The 17212-nt window shown below is 60.9% G+C and carries 12 protein-coding genes and 1 tRNA gene; 7 read left to right on the forward strand and 6 right to left on the reverse strand.

Annotation, left to right across the window (positions count from 1 at the left end; genetic code table 11):
* Positions 1 to 9 precede the first annotated feature (9 nt).
* Both JQF37_RS27580 and JQF37_RS27585 read right to left on the reverse strand, forming a co-directional pair.
* Positions 10 to 657 (reverse strand): TetR/AcrR family transcriptional regulator, encoded by a 648-nt coding sequence (locus JQF37_RS27580; protein WP_130208148.1) that lies wholly within the window; start codon positions 655 to 657, stop codon positions 10 to 12.
* Position 658: 1 nt separating this feature from the next.
* Positions 659 to 2317: a bifunctional 3-(3-hydroxy-phenyl)propionate/3-hydroxycinnamic acid hydroxylase gene (locus JQF37_RS27585; RefSeq protein WP_130208150.1), complete on the reverse strand. Its 1659-nt coding sequence runs from the start codon at positions 2315 to 2317 to the stop codon at positions 659 to 661.
* Between the two features lie 442 nt (positions 2318 to 2759).
* Between JQF37_RS27585 and JQF37_RS27590 the strand changes: the two genes are divergently transcribed.
* The 6 genes from JQF37_RS27590 (at position 2760) to JQF37_RS27615 (ending at position 12879) form a co-directional block, all read left to right on the forward strand.
* Positions 2760 to 5657 carry an AAA family ATPase gene (locus JQF37_RS27590; RefSeq protein ID WP_204149868.1) on the forward strand — a complete coding sequence of 966 codons (2898 nt, stop codon included), beginning with the start codon at positions 2760 to 2762 and terminating at the stop codon, positions 5655 to 5657.
* A 118-nt stretch (positions 5658 to 5775) separates the two neighbouring features.
* Complete coding sequence (locus JQF37_RS27595) at positions 5776 to 5991, forward strand: hypothetical protein (RefSeq protein WP_130208154.1); 216 nt, start codon at positions 5776 to 5778, stop codon at positions 5989 to 5991.
* Between the two features lie 117 nt (positions 5992 to 6108).
* Positions 6109 to 7626 (forward strand): TolC family protein, encoded by a 1518-nt coding sequence (locus JQF37_RS27600; protein ID WP_130208156.1) that lies wholly within the window; start codon positions 6109 to 6111, stop codon positions 7624 to 7626.
* 30 nt (positions 7627 to 7656) lie between these two features.
* On the forward strand, positions 7657 to 8769 hold the full coding sequence (locus tag JQF37_RS27605; RefSeq protein WP_130208158.1) for an efflux RND transporter periplasmic adaptor subunit: 1113 nt from the start codon (positions 7657 to 7659) through the stop codon (positions 8767 to 8769).
* Entirely contained in the window at positions 8766 to 11858 is a 3093-nt protein-coding gene (locus JQF37_RS27610; protein WP_130208160.1) for an efflux RND transporter permease subunit, read from the forward strand. Before JQF37_RS27605 ends, JQF37_RS27610 begins: the two co-directional genes overlap by 4 nt.
* Before the next feature lie 202 nt (positions 11859 to 12060).
* Positions 12061 to 12879: a hypothetical protein gene (locus tag JQF37_RS27615; protein WP_130208162.1), complete on the forward strand. Its 819-nt coding sequence runs from the start codon at positions 12061 to 12063 to the stop codon at positions 12877 to 12879.
* Positions 12880 to 13047: 168 nt separating this feature from the next.
* On the opposite strand, the gene JQF37_RS27620 is transcribed toward JQF37_RS27615, so the two are convergent.
* Positions 13048 to 13134, reverse strand: a tRNA-Leu gene (locus JQF37_RS27620).
* 615 nt (positions 13135 to 13749) lie between these two features.
* Between JQF37_RS27620 and JQF37_RS27625 the strand changes: the two genes are divergently transcribed.
* A complete protein-coding gene (locus JQF37_RS27625) occupies positions 13750 to 14292 on the forward strand; it encodes an Hsp20/alpha crystallin family protein (RefSeq protein WP_130208163.1) in 543 nt (180 codons plus the stop codon).
* 53 nt (positions 14293 to 14345) lie between these two features.
* On the opposite strand, the gene JQF37_RS27630 is transcribed toward JQF37_RS27625, so the two are convergent.
* The 3 genes from JQF37_RS27630 to JQF37_RS27640 all read right to left on the reverse strand — a co-directional run bounded on the left by JQF37_RS27630 (position 14346) and on the right by JQF37_RS27640 (position 17188).
* A complete protein-coding gene (locus JQF37_RS27630) occupies positions 14346 to 14771 on the reverse strand; it encodes an ATP-binding cassette domain-containing protein (RefSeq protein ID WP_130208165.1) in 426 nt (141 codons plus the stop codon).
* Between the two features lie 25 nt (positions 14772 to 14796).
* The gene (locus tag JQF37_RS27635) at positions 14797 to 16170 is read right to left on the reverse strand and encodes an MBL fold metallo-hydrolase (RefSeq protein WP_130208167.1); all 1374 of its coding nucleotides are present in this window, start codon (positions 16168 to 16170) and stop codon (positions 14797 to 14799) included.
* A 97-nt stretch (positions 16171 to 16267) separates the two neighbouring features.
* Positions 16268 to 17188, reverse strand: a complete 921-nt coding sequence (locus tag JQF37_RS27640; RefSeq protein WP_103404658.1) for a universal stress protein — start codon at positions 17186 to 17188, stop codon at positions 16268 to 16270.
* Positions 17189 to 17212: the final 24 nt, after the last annotated feature.

Below are 17212 nucleotides of genomic sequence, written 5' to 3' on the forward strand. Positions count from 1 at the left end.
GAGCCGAGATCAGGTGGGTAGTGGCCTTGCGGCGATTTTCCGGGCCTTGGTGCGCGTCACGCCCAAGGCCTGGAGAACCATTTCGGCGACCCGCACATCGTGCTCCACCGCTGCGCGTCCCTCGGCAACTGAGCGCATCGCTCCGGTGGTGCATGACAACACCAAATCCAGGGCGATCCCCTCGTCCTCATAAGCAAAAATCCCCGCCTGCAAACCCTCACGCAAATCACCCAAGACATGAGTCGCCAATCGCGAGCGCATGGCCTGATCGAAATGGATGATGCGTAGCAACGCATTCGCCCATTGATGGTCAGCGGCGGCCCGACACACAAACATGCGTACGCCAATCGAAAGCCGCTGCGCTGCGCACTGAACGTCCGCGCTCAAGACGGTAATGGCGTCGGAGAACTCGGCGGCCATGGCAATGCCCACCGCTTCGAGGACTTCGTCACGCGTTCGGAAATAGTTGTAGATGGTGCCGTTGGATACGGCTGCCTCGGCGGCGACTTCGAACAATCCGATATCCCCCACCTCCTTGCGTGCGACAAGTCGCAATGCCGCGTCTACCAGACCGCGACGGGTGCGCTCACGCTTTTTGTGCCCCCTGGTGAGAGGTTCTGGCACAGCAGTTTCCAAAGGAGGTGTGGGGGTAGGCATGTCAGGCTCGTAATTTAATGGGCTCGTTGATGGTAATGGAAACGCTGTCGGGAGTGGCGCCATCATTCATCAACAGCCCCTGGCACTCCTGAAGGAGCCGGCCTGCCTCTGTGCCAGGAGCGTGATGCATGACGATGCGGTCGGGACGAACGGCAACCAGTGTTCCTTTGGCAGCCAGCGGCAGGATCTCATGGTTCATGTCTTCGATGAAGTCACAGCTGCCACCGGAGCGTTGGCCGCGAGGTCTGACCTCCAGGAAGTGACCGCCCATCTTTTCCCAGGCAACGATCTGATCAGGGGTGAGCAGTGACAACGGGTCAACACCGAATCCAACCAGGGTCAGGTTGTCTCCCAATGCATCGTCGCTCAGCTTGATCTGCTTTTGCAGGGTGCGAATCCAGGCTTGGGGAAACAGGCTTCCGCGTACCAGCTTGTCACCCCAGCAATGCTGCACGAACAGGCCTTGCTTGAAGATGTTCTTCGGCTTGATGTCCAACTGCTCGAAGTACCTTCTGGTCGCGGGAGTCACCCCCAGCATGCGCATCAGGCCGTGGATGAAGAACGCCGCGACCTTGTTCTTGGGCATCACCAGGCGCCCCATGAGTTTCGCCAGATTGATCATCGCCTGGGCATGCGGACGGCGCTCTGTGTCATAGGTATCGAGTATCGCGGGCGCGGCGTGGCCACGAAGGACCCAGGCCAGCTTCCAAGCCAGGTTGGCGCCATCACGAAGGCCGGCTACTAGACCTTGCCCGACGAACGGAGGGGTGATGTGCGCGGCGTCGCCGACGAGGAACGTACGTCCCTTGCTGAATCGGTTGCAGCAACGCGCGTGGAATCGATACACCGCCTTGCGCTCGATTTCCAGCTCCAGCGGATTGACCCATGGCGCAATGAGCCGGGCGATGCTTTCGGGGCTTTCCAGCTCTTCCCGGGACTCGCCGGGTTGCAGCATAAACTCCCAGCGTTCCCTTCCACCAGGGGCGGGCATGTGCGGCGTGGGCCGCCGTGGATCACAGATAAATTCAATGTGATCGATGGCTGACTGATGCCGGTTCTTGGCATCGACGATCAACCAATCCTCGGCGTAGGTCTGTCCTTCGAACTCCTGGCCGATCAGCGCTCTGACCCTGGAGCTGGCACCGTCCGCACCGATCAGGTACCGGGCCCGAACAGAATGCGAGTGCCCCTCTTGATCCCTTACGGTGGCGACCACGCACTCCGCTTCCTCGACCAGACTCTCCAGCTCGAAACCACCCAGGCTGGTCACTGATTTCAGCCGGGAAACCTGACCACGCATCGCGCGTTCGAGATCGGGTTGATAGAACGTCACAAGCTTGGGATGGCCGTCGATACATCCCTCGGTATTGGCTCGTCCGAATTGCCCGAGGACCGGAGAGTGCATCTTCACTTCCGGGATAACGATCTTCTCGAAAGTGTCCTCGGACAATCCGGCGAGTTGCAGGATGCGCAAGGCCTCGTTGTCCAGCGCAATGGCACGAGGCATCAGGACGATTTCATGGAGCTTGTCCACCACCAGGGTCGTCACCCCATAGCGGCCGAGCAGCGCCGCGATTGTCGCACCTACCGGACCGTTACCGACGACCAGCACATCGACGACGGAGGTAGGCAATTCGCAGACTTTCTTGTTGTTGTTCATTTCGAGCCCTTGTTGTGATTGAAGTCGTGAGGCGCACAGGTCTCATCGTCAGGCAGAGTCAAGGTATGCAAAATTGAGAGATATTTCAATATTGATGTTTTTGTCATTATTTTTTGAGATCATTGAAAAACCGCGATGAGGTCGAACGAACTTGTTGAAGAGCCAGGCGTGACTGGCCGCGTTAAGGCGAAGAAGGCTCGTGAAGTGGGGTTGCCCATGGGCCAGTTTCCGACCGACGACGCTTGGCTTCAGGGCCGATCAGCGTTGTCATGGGAGCAACTGCCCAGGCCTGCCGAGCGTGACCGCAGCGGCCTGCCCCTGGACTTCAGTGCCGTCTGTGCAAGAGAACGGATCGCCAGGATCAGGAAGTCCGGCATCGTTTTTCCAACAACCAAACCCATGCGAATCTTCCATCGCACCACCCTGTCTTTAGGAATCAACCGTGGCACGTCCGCAACCTCATCCGACCCCCGTCCTGCTTGACTTCGGCGGGTTCGAACTCGACGAGGCCAACGCTTGCTTGATGCGTGACGGGCAAGCGGTGGCGTTGGCACCGACCCCATTCCTGTTGTTATGCGTGCTCGCACGCCAGCCGGGGTCGCTGGTGTCCAAAGACGCCTTGCTGGATGCCGTGTGGGGGCATCGGTTTGTCAGCGATTCAGTCCTGAAGACGGCCATCAGCGATCTGCGCAAGGTGTTGGGCGATGACCCCAGGCATCCTCGTTTCATTGAGACGGTGTCGCGCCGCGGCTATCGCTTTATCGCTGTATCGCCCTCTCCCGCTTCGATAGCGCCTGCAACCATGGCCGTTACGGCACCCGGGACACCTCCGTCGCCGACCTTCATCGGTCGCCTTGATGAACTTTCCAGGCTGCAACGGGCGTGGGAGCGGGCCGGTGCGGGCCAGCGGGCCGTTGTTTGGCTTGCTGGAGAACCGGGGATCGGCAAGACCACCTTGATCGAACACTTTATTGCCGGCCTTGGCGGTATCGCCTGCGCTCGCGGCCATTGCATTGAGCACTTTGGCACCGGCGAACCGTACCTGCCGCTGCTTGAGGCGTTGGCCGACCTGTGCCGCAGCGACCCGACCCTGCAGCAGTCGTTGCGCGAAGTGGCGCCGACCTGGCTCCTGCAATTGCCTTGGTTGAGTACCACGCAGGAGCGAGACGCATTGCGGCGCGAACTGGCCGGCGTCGGCCCGGAACGCATGCTGAGGGAATTTGGTGAACTGTTGGACCGCTACACAGAGCTGCGCCCACTCTTGCTGGTGACCGAAGACCTTCACTGGAGCGACCGGGCGACGGTTCAACTGATCAACTACATGGCACGACGCCGTGGTCCCGCGCGGCTCATGTGGCTGTCAAGCTTCCGCCTTGCCGAGGTGGTGGCGCTCGATCATCCGCTCAGCTCATTGCGCCACGAACTGCGTCTGCAACGCTTGTGCGAGGAACTGGTGCTCGACCCGTTTTCGGAAACCGAGGTCGCCGACTATGTGGCGTTGCGTTCAGCCTCACTGGCACGCGATGAAGCCTTCGTGCGGGCCCTGCACGAACGGACCGACGGCGTGCCGTTGTTCGTTTCCTCCATCACCAGTGAAGTGATGGATGCCAATGAAGACGAAACCACCATCGGAGCTCGACTGGCGGATCTGGCGGTTCCCGACAACCTGGCCACCATCATTGATCACTACATCGCCAGGCTGGGTCCGGAGCAACGCACACTCCTCTCTGCGGCCGCCGTGTGCGGGGCCGACTTCCGGGTTGAGACGGTTTCGCTGGCACTCGAGCGCAATCTGTCCTCCGTGATCGGCACCTGTGAGGAACTGATGCGGGAGCAGGTATGGCTCACACAATCGCGGGCTCTCGACGTTGACGAGGCGGTAGAGCCTCCTTATTCGTTCCGACACGCGCTGTTTCGCCAGGTGCTGTATGACCGTACGCCGCGCAAGTTGCGCATCGATCTCCATGGCCAGGTTGGCACCGCCCTCGAGCACGAACGCACGACCGGAGTGCCGATTGCTGCCTCGGAACTGGCGATGCACTTCGACCGGGCCCGACTGCCGATGATCGCGCTGCGCTACTACGCCGAGGCCGCAGAAGCCGCGCTCATGCACTTCAGTCCGGACTTGTGCATCAGTCTCACCGAGCGCGCCCTGATCCTGCTTATGCAGGCACCCGAGGGGCCGGAACGCGATACGCTCGAAATCACCCTGGCCACGTTGCAGGGAGTGTCGGCCTTCCACATGTTCGGTGTCGGCAGCAAAGCCAAGGACGCCTTCGAACGTGCCTACAGGCTGCAGGCGGACGTACCCGAGCACCCCATGCGCGGTCGCCTGCTGCACGGGTTTGGCTATCTGCTCGGCCTGCGCGGCGACTATTCGCGGGCTTTGGAGGTGGCAGAGCGTGCTGAAGCGTTCTCCCTGAACGCAAACGATCAAGCGCTCATGCTGGCGGCATGCATCGTTCGGGGCGAGGTGCATCACCTCCAGGGCCGCACGAAAATGACACGCAGCTGGCTGGAACGCGCCCTCGCGATCGCCGAGCCGCTGGGGATAGGGACAAACGAGATCTTTGCGACAGATCCTCAGGTCATGCTGCACGGCATGCTGGCCATCGAGTTGGTGCGCTCTGGCCTGATTGAGCAAGGGCGAACCCATATGCAGCGGGCACGAAACCGGGCGCATACGCTTCGACAACCCATGACCTGGCTGGTCGCTACCTGGCAGGAGGTGTTGATCGAGGTACGACTGGGAAACCCTGTGCGGGTGGCAGCGCTGGCTGACGATATGCAGAAGCTCGTCGATGAATATTCGCTCGCGCTCGGGCGCACGGCTTGCCGCTGGTGGCGCGGCTGGGCTGACGCGCACAACGGCGCCCCTCAGGACGGTTACCGGCACATCCGTGAGGCCTATGAGGAACACACCGGACTCGGTATGCGCTCCGGTGCCAGCGAAGTACTGGGCTACGCCGCAGAGGCGCTGCTACTGGCAGGCGATTACGACGCAGCGCACGCTGAATTGCAGGAAGCCCTCCGGGTGGGAGAGGAATTGGGCGAACGCGTATACCTGCCGCAGCTGTTGCTGCTGGAGGCCGCGATCGCGCGCGCTCAGGGTCGGTTGCAAGCCAGCAGCGAGTCGGTGCGGCGTGCGATTGAGGAGGCTCGCGCCCAGGAAGCATCGTGGCTGGAGTTGCTCGCCTTGGTTGAGCTGTGTGAGCAGTACGACGCAACGACTGAGGACTTCCTGGCATTGGGCAGGCTGATTGACCAATTGCCCGAAACACATGGGACTGAATTGATAAAACGTGCGCATGCACTGATTAAGGTTGCAAAGTCGAAATGACGGGAAGGTCCTGTAATGAGGCCAACGCAGTCCCGACCGAATCCTGACCTTTCGCTTACGACTCCTCCCACGGGGCGGCTTACGCTGGCATCGAACCTTTTTGATCCGCAGGTCTGCGATGAGCCTTAACCCCGAATCCAAATACCCGAGCCGCCGCTCATACGTCGTCAAGCTGCGCAGTGACGCCGGGCCCGGTGCCCTGAAGGGACGCCTGGAAAACCTGGTCACCGGGCGTCAGCGCGAGTTCTCGTGCGCCGAAGAGTTGCTGGAGTCGATCGACTCGGATCTAACGTCAGCAGGCAGTGAGCCGGCGGTAGAAAACGGCGGCGAGTGATCCATCCAGCCTCACCGTGAAGTGTCCATGGCGACCGAATTGCGACGGTTCGCTGACGACTTCGCGCACATAGGTTCCTACCCTGACGCAACCTCGAATCCACACGAGTCCACTCTCATGCCGCGCCTTTCCATCCCCCATCCATTGCCGTGTCACACCGATCGGACAACCTTTCAGTGCACTGTACGCGCGAGCGGGTTCGCCATTGCGGCCGCCCTTGTCACGTCGATTTCCCTCGCCCTTTGCGGCTGCTCCACGCCTGTCGTCAAGCCATCGGTCGACGTCCCGAGCAATTTCGCCGCCGGTACGGCCTCCGAGCTGGAGCCCGAGGCGGCCTGGTGGGAGGTCTACCACGACCCGTTGCTGACGGATCTGGTGCGCCGAGCCGCGCGGGAGAACCGCGACGTCAAGATAGCCGCCGAACGCTTGCGTGCCGCCCGGGCCGGAGAAACGGTCAGCCAGTCCTGGCTGCTGCCGAGCGTCGGCGCATCGGTGTCCGGCAGTGACCGCAGCAGTGGTTACAACTCGACTACGAAACAGGGCTATCCGGATACCAAGACCACCAGTGTGGGTCTGGATGTCTCGTGGGAAGTCGACCTGAGCGGCCGACTGCGGGCCGGCGCAGCGGCGGCTGACGCCGATGCGCTCGCCGCGGAACACAGCATGCGGGGAGTACGCCTGCTGGTGATGAGCGATGTCGTCAGCAACTATTTCACACTGGTCGGTGCACAGCGCCAGGTCGCAACGCTGCGCGCTATCTCGGCAATGCAGGACGAGACGCTGCGTCTGGTCACCGCGCGTCAACAGGTGGGGCTGGCGTCAGCCTTCGACGTCGAACGCGCACAGACCGACGCCTTGTCGGCGCGGGCGCAGATTCCGCCACTGGAAACCCAGGTAGCGGTGGCACGTCACCGTATCGCGGTGCTGATCGCCGACCAGTCTTTCAACACCAGGAACATCCAGCCTTCGAGTGGTGATTTAGCCGACGTACCGCAGGCCAAGCCCGGCCAGCCCGCCGAGTTGCTGCAACGCCGACCTGACGTACTGGCGCTGATGGCACAGCTCGACGCCGCCAATGCACGTCGCCAGCAAGCGAAAGCCGAGTGGTTCCCGCAACTCTTTCTTGGCGCGTCCTTCGGCCGCCAGGGTCTCAACCTGAACGGTGCCGATCTCGGCGCTGCGCGCTTCACCAACGTCGCGGGCCTGCTGGCGATGCCGCTCTTCAACGCGGGGCGCACGCAAGCAATCAACGAAGCGGCCGAAAGTGCTCAACAAGAGGCGCTGCTGCGCGCCGAGGACGGCATCGTGCGGGCACTCGAGGATGTGGAGAACGCCCTCGTCACGCTTGCGCAGGAACGCCGCCGCTCAGGGTCGCTGCAATTGGCCGCCGCGTCTGCGGAGACGGCACAGAATCGCGCCCAGTCGCTCTATAACCGTGGGCAGATCGACCTGTTGCCTCTGCTGGATTCGCAGCGTGCGCGCCTCAGTGCACGCCTGAGCGCCAACGAAAGCAACACCCGCCTGCTGCTCGATAGCGTGCAGCTCTACAAGTCACTGGGCGGGGGCTGGCAGGTGTTCGAACAACCTACCACGCCTACCGCCACCACCACCGCCGACCGGCCACCACTCTCCTAAGAATCTGTCGTTTTCCAAAGAGGAACCGTCTTGAACAATTCCCTTATTGCGGCCGGCGCCCTGGCCGTCGCCGCGATGCTTTGCGCGTGCAGCCCCGACCAGCCCACCGAGCAAGCACCACGACCGGTGCGCACCGTAGCCATCAGCTACGACTATGCCCGCGACGTCAGTCGCTACGTGGGCACCGTACAGTCGCGACATGAAGTCGAGCAGGCCTTCCGCGTGGGTGGCAAGGTAGCCCAGCGCAAGGTCGATGTAGGCCAGTTTGTGCGCGAAGGCGACATCCTGGCTGTACTGGATGACAGCGACTACCGCCTCGCTGAGGAAGCGTCGCGACAACAGTGGACAGTTGCCGTCGAGCAGACGCACCAGGCCGACTCGGACCGCCAGCGCCTGACCGCTCTGATGGCTGACGGTTCGGTCAGTGCGGCCGATGCCGAGCGCGCGCAGACCACTGCCCAAACCGCGCATGCGACGGCCGAGGCCGAGGCTCGAAAGCTCGAGCTTGCGCGCAACCGGCTCAAATACACCCTGCTGCGGGCCTCGCGTAGCGGCGTCGTCACGGCTATGCGCTTTGAGGCAGGCCAGGTCGTGGCGGAGGGCCAATCGGTTATCTCGATCGCGAATCCGGATGAATCGGAGATCGTCATTGACGTGCCCGAAGATCAGTTGTCTGTCTTCAAGGACGCGCAGTTCAAGGCCTCGCTGGCCAGTGCGCCGAATGAGACCTTCGATGTCACGCTGCGCGAACTGTCGCCGCAGGCTGCAGCACAGACACGCACCTATCGCGCGCGGCTTAAGCCAGTGCATGCGCTACCGCTGGGCGCCACCGCCACAGTAATAGCCACGCGCGTGATGGCAAGTGTCTCGGTGGCGGCGGTACCCGCCACGGCACTGACCCAAATCGGTGGTCAGCCAGCGCTGTGGGTGGTCACGCCAGCGGGCAAAAGTCCGGTAGGCATCGTCGAACTGGAACGTGTGGCAGTTTGGGGCTACCGCAATGACGAGGTGCTCGTCTCCGGGCCTCAGGCTGGCGTATTGGTCATCACCGCCGGCGTCCAGAAGATGACGTCCGGAATGAAAGTCGCGCTTCCCGGCGCGGCGATTGTCGACGCGAAAACTACGCAGCAGGCCGCCCGATGAACAACTTCAACCTCACCGACTGGGCGTTGCGCCATCGCGCCATCGTCCTGTTCTTGCTCCTCATTGTCGCGGTGGCTGGCGCCTTCAGCTTCACCCGGCTCGGCCAGCTCGAGGACCCGAATTTTTCCGTGCCCTCCATGACCGCCATGGTCATCTGGCCGGGCGCTTCCGCCCAGCAGTTGCAGGACCAGGTCCTCAACCGCATGGAGAAAAAATTCGAGCAGATCGATAACTTCGAGAAGGTGGTGACCTACGCACGGCAAGGTTACGCCGGCATGACGCTCACCGTGCGCGGCGGCACCTCCAAGGCCGATCAACGCGAGGCCTGGTACCAGGCGCGCAAAAAACTCAACGACTTGCGCCTGGAGATGCCTGACGGCGTGGTTGGCCCGATCCTGAACGACGAGTACGGCGACGTGTATGGCCTGATGTACGCCGTCAAAGGCGACGGCGTAGGCCAGGCAGAGCTGTCGGACGCGGCCGAGGACATCAAGCGCCAGATGCTGAAGGTGCCGATGGTCAAGAAGATCGATCTGATCGGCAAGCAGGCCAAGCGTGTCTACGTCGAGTTCTCTCACGAGCGCCTGGCAGCGCTGGGCATTACACCGCTCGCCATCGCCGAAAGCCTCAAGAGCCAGAACGCAATGTTGCCCGCAGGCCAGATTGACACCCACGGCGACCGCGTCATGGTGCGCGTGAGCGGCCAATTCACCGGCGTAGAGGCCATCCGCAACGTCCCCATCTCCGCCGGCGGCCGGCTGATCAAGCTCGGCGACATCGCGACCGTTACACGTGGCTTCGAGGATCCGCCGACCTACACGGTCCGCCACAACGGCCAACCGGTGCTGATGCTCGGGATCACCATGACCAGCGATGGCAACATCGTGGACCTTGGAAAGGCGATGGACACGGCCGTTGCCAAGATCCAGTCAGAGCTTCCGCACGGCGTGGAACTGGAACTGGTGGCGGACCAGCCCACCACGGTGAAAGACGCAATCCTGGACTTCGGGCGAGCGCTGGCCGAGGCACTGATCATCGTGATCGCGGTGAGTCTGGCCAGCCTGGGCTGGCGCGCAGGCCTCGTGGTCGCGTCCACGGTGCCGCTGGTGCTGGGCGGCGTAGCGCTGGTGATGCTGGCGATGGGCTGGAACCTCGAGCGCATCTCGCTCGGCTCACTGATCATCGCGTTGGGACTGTTGGTGGATGACGCCATCATCGCCATCGAGATGATGGTGGCGAAGATGGAAACCGGAATGGACCGCGTGAAAGCGGCCGCCTTCTCCTATCAGTCCACCGCCATGCCGCGCCTCACCGGCGCACTCATCACGGTGATGGGCTTCCTGCCGATCGGCCTCTCGAAGTCCACCACCGGTGAATACGCGGGCGGTATTTTCTGGATCGTCGGTGCCGCGGTGCTGTTCTCGTGGATCTGTTCCGGCATCTTCACGCCGTACCTGGCGGTCAAGATGCTGCCCAACGACTTGGGCAAGCACCAGCACAGCGATCAGCACGACACAACGTTCTACCGCAACCTGCGCCGCCTGATCGACGCTGCCATCGAGCACCGCTGGGTGGTTATCGGTGCGACGGTGGGCGCACTGGTGCTTGCCCTGGCGTGCATCAAGCTGGTGCCGCAGCAATTCTTCCCCAACAGTTCGCGCCCTGAGCTGGTCATTGATTTACGCGTCAAGGAAGGCGCCTCCTTCGCCGCAACGACCGAGCAGGTCAAGCACATGGAGGACATCCTGGCGAAAGACGAGGACGTTCGTTTTTACACGGCCTACACCGGCGCCGGCGCACCGCGCTTCTATCTCTCGCTCAACCCCGAACTGCCGAATCCGGGTTTTGCCCAGTTCGTTGTGATGACCAAGGATCTGGCTGCCCGCGAGCGGGTGCGTGCGCGGCTGGTGGCCTCCGCCGACCAGCAATTCCCACAGGCATGGGTGCGCGTGACCCGGCTCGAGTTGGGGCCACCCGTCGGCTATCCGGTGCAGTTCCGCGTGGTAGGCCCCGATACCCAGGTGGTGCGCAAGATCGCCCGCGACGTGGAGAAAGTGGTTGCGTCCAACCCGAAGGTGCGCGATCTCCAGCTGGACTGGAACGACCCCGTGCGCACGATGAAGGTGGAGCTTGACCAGGACAAGGCGAGCGCGCTTGGCCTCACGCCGTCCGACGTGTCGCTAGCGACTCAGACCGTGATGAACGGCGCAACGCTGTCGCAACTGCGTGAGCGTGAGGACCTGATCGACATCGTGGCCCGTGCCGTGCCAGAGGAACGCTCGAACCTCGACACCCTGAAAAACATCAACCTTTACACACGCCAGGGCACGGTGGTGCCTCTGTCGCAAGTCGCACAGGTGCGCTCTGAACTGGAAGAGCCGGTCCTGTGGCGCCGCAATCGTGACATGGCGATCACCGTGCGTGCCGACGTGAAGGATGGTGAGCAGGGTGTATCGGTGACGCAGGAACTCCGGCCATTGCTTAAGGAGGTCGAAGCCAGGCTGCCGACCGGTTACCGTATCGATGTGGGTGGCGCGGTTGAGGAAAGCGAAAAGGCCAATAAGGCGCTGCTCGCGGTGGCTCCGCTGATGCTGATCACCATCCTGCTGTTACTCATGCTGCAATTGCAGAATTTTTCCCGCATGTGGATGGTGATGCTGACCGCACCGCTGGGCCTGATTGGTGTGGTGCCGGCACTGCTGGTGTTTCAATCGCCGCTGGGCTTCGTCGCGATCCTGGGCATCATCGCTCTGGGGGGCATGATCATGCGAAACGCGGTGATCCTGATCGATCAGGTACAAATCGAGATCGCCGAGGGGCGCGACCCGTGGAATGCCGTGCTGGATGCAGCCATTCACCGAACCCGTCCGGTGATGCTGACCGCGCTGGCCACCGTGCTCGCGATGATCCCACTCACGCGCAGTGTGTTCTGGGGACCGATGGCGATTGCGATCATGGGGGGGCTTTCCGTGGCGACGCTACTGACGATTTTCTTCGTTCCGGCGTTATACGCTGCATGGTTCAAGGTCCGTCGCAGCAAGACAGCTGACACACTGCAGGTGCTAGCAGAATCGCCGCTGGCTTCCTGAGTCACGAGCGCTGGAAATGCACGCGAAAAAAAGCCGCTCAGTGAGCGGCTTTTATTTGGAGCGGTGCGTCCGGTAAGGCCGTCCGTCGTTGCCTCCACCGCCCGGCGTTGTGCCACCTAAACTGCAATCAGCTAGACGGCTGTCATTTTGGAGAGAAGGGATTCCTTACACCACCGTTCGCCGAACTCATACAGGAGTCGCGATGTCCCTATTTTATGTTTGGGTAACGCCAGCGTTCATCGACGGCTCTTGGGTGGACCACACATGGGTGACGGATTACGACACCCACCTCACTCCTCACCGCAGTATTCACGCCGTGAAGGCAAATGGAGGCCGTGTCTGGTTGTGTTGGGGGGACTTCCATGCCAAAGGGAAATCTATGAAGCATCCGAACGGCCTTATAGGATCTGCACAAGGGTCGTTGCCGGTCGCGGATTGCCTCTGTAAGGCGAACGCTTACTCGAAAACAGATGTAGATGCCTGTGGAACTATATTGATTTACGGGATCGACGGCGTATGCCACCAGTTGGCAAACCAGGTGCTGTGGGCGACGAAGGCGCCGAACGTCAGTCCGTTGGTTGTACAGAAAGCACGAGGCTATTCTGTAAGTAAGGCGTTATACGGAGTATATGGCATCGATAGCCAGGCATGGCAGCAGCGCACGAAAAGCTGCGCTATTAGAAACCTAGATCCAGACCCACAGTGGGGTGTCGCTATGTTGGCAAACGCACCAGATTCATTCGAGCGGCATGCCGCCAGCGTGCTAAGGCTGAGTGAGAAACTCAGCAGGCTAATCAAGCTTCGCCAACAGCATCAAGCAAATCTGGCGGAATTGAAGGCGTCAGTTCTCCGAGGTGGGAAGATGCCATCTGCACAGATGCTCAACTCGCTCAACAATGATTTTCTGCGGCAAGCTGCGGAATTGCTTGGACCGATCGATTTTGAAAAGATATTCGAGATTCCCGCTGGGGAGGTTGTGAATCTGGTTGATCCTAAGATGTTGGCAGAGGTAGATACATGATCCAGACGCACCTGATCAATCTGGCGACCTGATCAGCCCAACCGGACAAAGCCTTGCGATGCTGCAAGGCTTTTTTGTGTCCAACACCTAACAAACACGTTATAGACACGAAAACCACCCGCCCAACAAAAAAGGCCTACGCCATTAAGCGTAAGCCTTTGTTTTATATGGTGCCCGAAGCCGGAATCGAACCGGCACGCCCTTACGAGCGGGGGATTTTAAGTCCCATGCGTCTACCAGTTTCGCCATTCGGGCGGTAGCGCGGTAAAGCGGTCTGAACCCTGCCCCTACGATCCGGCAGTGCTGACCCTTGTGCAGCAGAGGGGGGAATATATACATCCCGTCCGGGTGAAGCAAGTTCGCAAATGTACTTTTGCAGACTAAATCTTTCAAGCCAACGCGAATAAAAAAGTTCCGTAAATCATGGATCTACAGAACTTGTTTAAGGGTGCTGGCCAAAGTCGGAATCGTACCGCCCCAGGCGAATGTCTTGCCCACTGTAAAAGCCGTGCAGAACGGTAGGCTAGCACGACATGAGTTGCGCAAGCCACTGATTTTCAAGGGATGTGCCCGTCGAAAATCACTGGCTGGCCTCATTCCCCAAGCCTTGGCCCCTCTCGGTGATGGCGTTTATCGGACAGCAATAGTGTTTGCCCTCCTCCTGATCTAAATCAAACACGCTTTGGGCGTTTACGCAGAAATTAGAGTCAGCACTCGCCCCTTGAATCGGTGTCTGCGCAAACGCCCGTCTCGCGAAGGCTGCCCATGAAAACGCACCCGCAAGGCCCGAGACGGAACATTTTTGACTACCCGTTTGATCTGAGTGGACTGACATTCGCAGCCTGCCCTTCACCATAGGAGTCATGAAAAATGAGCAATTCCGTGAAAAAAATGCCCGAGCATCCCGAGGAAAAGGCCAGCCAGCACCCTGTGGCGACAGACCTCTGGCGACCGCTGGAAAAGCTGCGGCAACAGGTCGATCACCTGTTCGACGACTTCAATCGCAGCTCGAGCCTGTCGCCATTCGGACGCGGGCTGTTCGATGTCGAGCCCTTCTGGAAGCGTGAGCTGACAGGACACGGCATGCCGGCCGTGGACATCAGCGAAAAAGACAAAAGCTTCGAAATCACCGCCGAGTTGCCCGGCATGGATCAGAAGAACATTGAGATCAAACTGTCGAACGGCAATCTGATCATCAAAGGCGAAAAGAAAGAAGACAAGGAAGAAAAAAGGAAGGGTTACCACCTTAGCGAGCGTCACTATGGCTCCTTCGAGCGGATGTTCAACCTGCCCAAAGGGGTCGATGCCGACAAGATCGAAGCGAGTTTCAGCAAAGGCGTGCTGAGCATCTCGTTGCCGAAAAAGCCCGAAGCGATGAAAGCGGATAAAGTCGTGCCAGTCAAAGGCGAGTGAATCCCGGGCGACAGCCCCACCTTGCCGGGAAACCGGCAAGGTTTTTTTTGGTTCTACACAACTTGCCGGGGTCGTGCCTTCACCTCACCCCCTGAAAATGTCGAACGGCTCGAGCACCCTCCCAAACGCCAGGCCAGTATTCCAGAACGTGATGATCGCCCGGGCAATGGCGACGCGTTGTTGCTCACCACCGGAAAGCTTGACCGGCAGAATGCCCCCCCGATCCTTGAGTCCGACCACTTCCAGGCATTGATCGTGACCGTCCCGGCGTCGGGCCGCAATATGCCGGAAATCATGCTCGGCAGCGTGGTCTTGCCACTGCCCGAAGGCCCGACAATGAACACCATTTCGCCAAACTGCGCGACCAGCGCCACCTCATCCACCGCCTTCATCCGCGCATTCCCTTCACCAAACCACTTGCTCAGCCCGCTGGAAACGATTGCCGGATGATGCTCCGTGGCGACTGCGGCGTTGCTCATGCGCTCTCCTGCCCTGTGCCGGACGTCAAGGCGGGTCGATGTGGGTCAGGTCGACGCTGTCGCGATATTCCGGCACCGAGACCGACCAACCCAGTTCCAGGCTGATGCGTCGGCGCAGCACATCCGAAGCGTTAGGCTCTCCGTGCACGACATAGGTGTGTTTGGGAGGTCGCTTGAACCCGCGCAGCCATTGCATGATTTCGTCGGCGTCCGCATGGGCGGACAAGGTTTGCATCGGGACCACCTCGGCCCGGATCGGTACATCCCTGCCATGGATCCGCACCGAAGGCGCCCCCGCGACAATCTGCGCGCCTCGGGTACCACCGGCCTGGAAGCCCGGGACCAGCAAGGTGTTGACCGGGTTGGGGGCCAGGGTCTTGAGGTGGTGAATCACCCGTCCTCCGGTGGCCATGCCACTGGCGGCGATAATCACTGCCGGGGTGTTGCGCTGGTCCAGTTCGATGGAGTCCTTGGTGGTGCGTACGAACTGCGCCACATGGCACATGCCTTCGCACTCCTCCAGTGACAGCCGGTGCTCGCTGCGAAACCGTTGGTACAGCAGCGTGACATCGGTCGCCATGGGGCTGTTCAGGTAGATCGGCAAGTCCGGGATGGCGCGTTTCTGCATCAACCGGTACAGGTGATACATCAACAACTGCGCGCGCCCGACGGCAAACGATGGCACCAGGGTAACGCCATGGCGCAACGCGGTGCGGGTGATGACGTCCGCCAACTGTGCTTCAGGGTCCTCGTCCGGGTGCTTTCGATCGCCGTAGGTCGATTCCACCAGCAAATAGTCGGTCTGTTCGATGAGTTCCGGGGCGTACATCAAGGGATCGTTCGGCCGTCCCAGGTCACCGGAGCACACCAGCGTGGTGCCATCGGCCACAATCTCCACGGTGGCGGCGCCCAGGATATGCCCGGCGCAGCGCATAAAAAGGCTCATGCCGGGAACAATTTCCACCCGGTGGTGCAGTTCGATCGGCCGCAAAAGTCTCAAGGCCCGTTGCGCATCCTCTTCGGTGTAGAGCGGCAACGCTGGCGTGTGCTTGGAGAACCCGTGCCGATTGGCAAACTCGGCTTCCTCTTCCTGCAAGCGGCCACTGTCGAGCAGCAGGATCTTCACCAGTTCGCAGGTCGCGGGCGTGGCGTAGACCGGCCCGCGATAGCCATTGCGCACCAGCACCGGCAGGTAGCCGCTGTGATCGAGATGAGCGTGGGTCAGGACGATGGCATCGAGGTCGTGGACGGGCAACTGGAACGCTTCCCAGTTATGCAGGCGCAATTGCTTGTAGCCCTGGAACAATCCGCAATCGATCAGAACATGCTGGTCACGATGCTCCAGCAAGTACTTGCTGCCGGTGACCGTGCCCGCCGCGCCAAGAAATGTCATGCGCATGGCCGTCTCCTTGAAGGTTCATGGGAGCGCTATTGATCGCTCTTTTCGACCCATGTGCAGTTGATTTTAATCAACGATCGCCGCGACAACTGACGCGTCAGTCGAGCCAGGGCAATGGTTTGACGACCACCAGACTGCACGGGGCCTTGTTCAACACGCTTTCGGCGGTGCTGCCGATGAACCGGTCGATCCCATGGGTGTAGGCCGTGCCGAGCACCACGATGTCGAAGGCGTGCTCCCGGGCGACCCGCGTAATCACCCGATGAGGGATTCCCGCCTCCAGATGCCGGCGTTTTTGTTCAATCCCGTAGCGCTCGGCCAGTTCATCGAACGCCTCTTGCTGCGCATCGTTGATTGCGTCTCGCAAACTGGCATCCAGCGCGGGGGTCGGCAGACTCGCCACCGAGTCGCCCGTCACCGACCAACTGTTGACGTTGAGCAGGTGTAAAGCCGCGCCACAGGAGGCCGAGAGCGTCGCTGCAAAATCAAGGATCCGGTCATTGAGGCCCTGGGTCATTTCCTCCAGGTGCGACAGATCCACGGCGGCGAGGATCTTCAACGGTTTTGGGTTTTTCGCACCGGTCACCAGGTGCAAGTGCGCCGGACAGTCGCGCAGCAACAGCCAGTCCAGGGGACGGTGAAACGCGCGGTCGAGGGCCGGGACATGCTGGGTGTCCTTGATCACCAGGTCCGGATGGAAGTCATTCACATACGCGAGCACGTGCGCCAGGCTGTTCCTCGCCCAGACCACCTCCGTGGTCACCGGCAGCCCGACGCAGCGGTGGAACCTGGCTTGCTGCTCCAGCCACTGGCGATGCACCTGCAAGTAGCCTTCCCGTGCCTGGGCCATGGCGTCGTGGTCAAACAGCCCGGCCACTGCCAGCGACTGGATATAGTCGAATGCAACGATGTGCAGCAACGCCCCGGTTGCACTGGCCAAGGCATGGGCCCGATCAAACGCCGGGGTGCGAACCCTCTCGGAAGGCGCTATCAACAGGATACGTTTAAGTTTCACCATCACAGACCTCGCCCTGACCCCGTA

The organism is Pseudomonas sp. MIL9 (assembly GCF_016887925.1).
GTDB classification, from domain to species: domain Bacteria; phylum Pseudomonadota; class Gammaproteobacteria; order Pseudomonadales; family Pseudomonadaceae; genus Aquipseudomonas; species Aquipseudomonas mohnii.

Excerpts from the sequence above, each read along its gene's own strand:
- JQF37_RS27585 (WP_130208150.1), bottom strand. The coding sequence starts at position 2,317 with ATGAACAACAACAAGAAAGTCTGCGAATTGCCTACCTCCGTCGTCGAT.
- JQF37_RS27635 (WP_130208167.1), bottom strand. The coding sequence starts at position 16,170 with ATGCGCATGACATTTCTTGGCGCGGCGGGCACGGTCACCGGCAGCAAG.
- JQF37_RS27580 (WP_130208148.1), bottom strand. The coding sequence starts at position 657 with ATGCCTACCCCCACACCTCCTTTGGAAACTGCTGTGCCAGAACCTCTC.
- JQF37_RS27610 (WP_130208160.1), top strand. The coding sequence starts at position 8,766 with ATGAACAACTTCAACCTCACCGACTGGGCGTTGCGCCATCGCGCCATC.
- JQF37_RS27625 (WP_130208163.1), top strand. The coding sequence starts at position 13,750 with ATGAGCAATTCCGTGAAAAAAATGCCCGAGCATCCCGAGGAAAAGGCC.
- JQF37_RS27600 (WP_130208156.1), top strand. The coding sequence starts at position 6,109 with ATGCCGCGCCTTTCCATCCCCCATCCATTGCCGTGTCACACCGATCGG.
- JQF37_RS27615 (WP_130208162.1), top strand. The coding sequence starts at position 12,061 with ATGTCCCTATTTTATGTTTGGGTAACGCCAGCGTTCATCGACGGCTCT.
- JQF37_RS27595 (WP_130208154.1), top strand. The coding sequence starts at position 5,776 with ATGAGCCTTAACCCCGAATCCAAATACCCGAGCCGCCGCTCATACGTC.
- JQF37_RS27640 (WP_103404658.1), bottom strand. The coding sequence starts at position 17,188 with ATGGTGAAACTTAAACGTATCCTGTTGATAGCGCCTTCCGAGAGGGTT.
- JQF37_RS27630 (WP_130208165.1), bottom strand. The coding sequence starts at position 14,771 with ATGAGCAACGCCGCAGTCGCCACGGAGCATCATCCGGCAATCGTTTCC.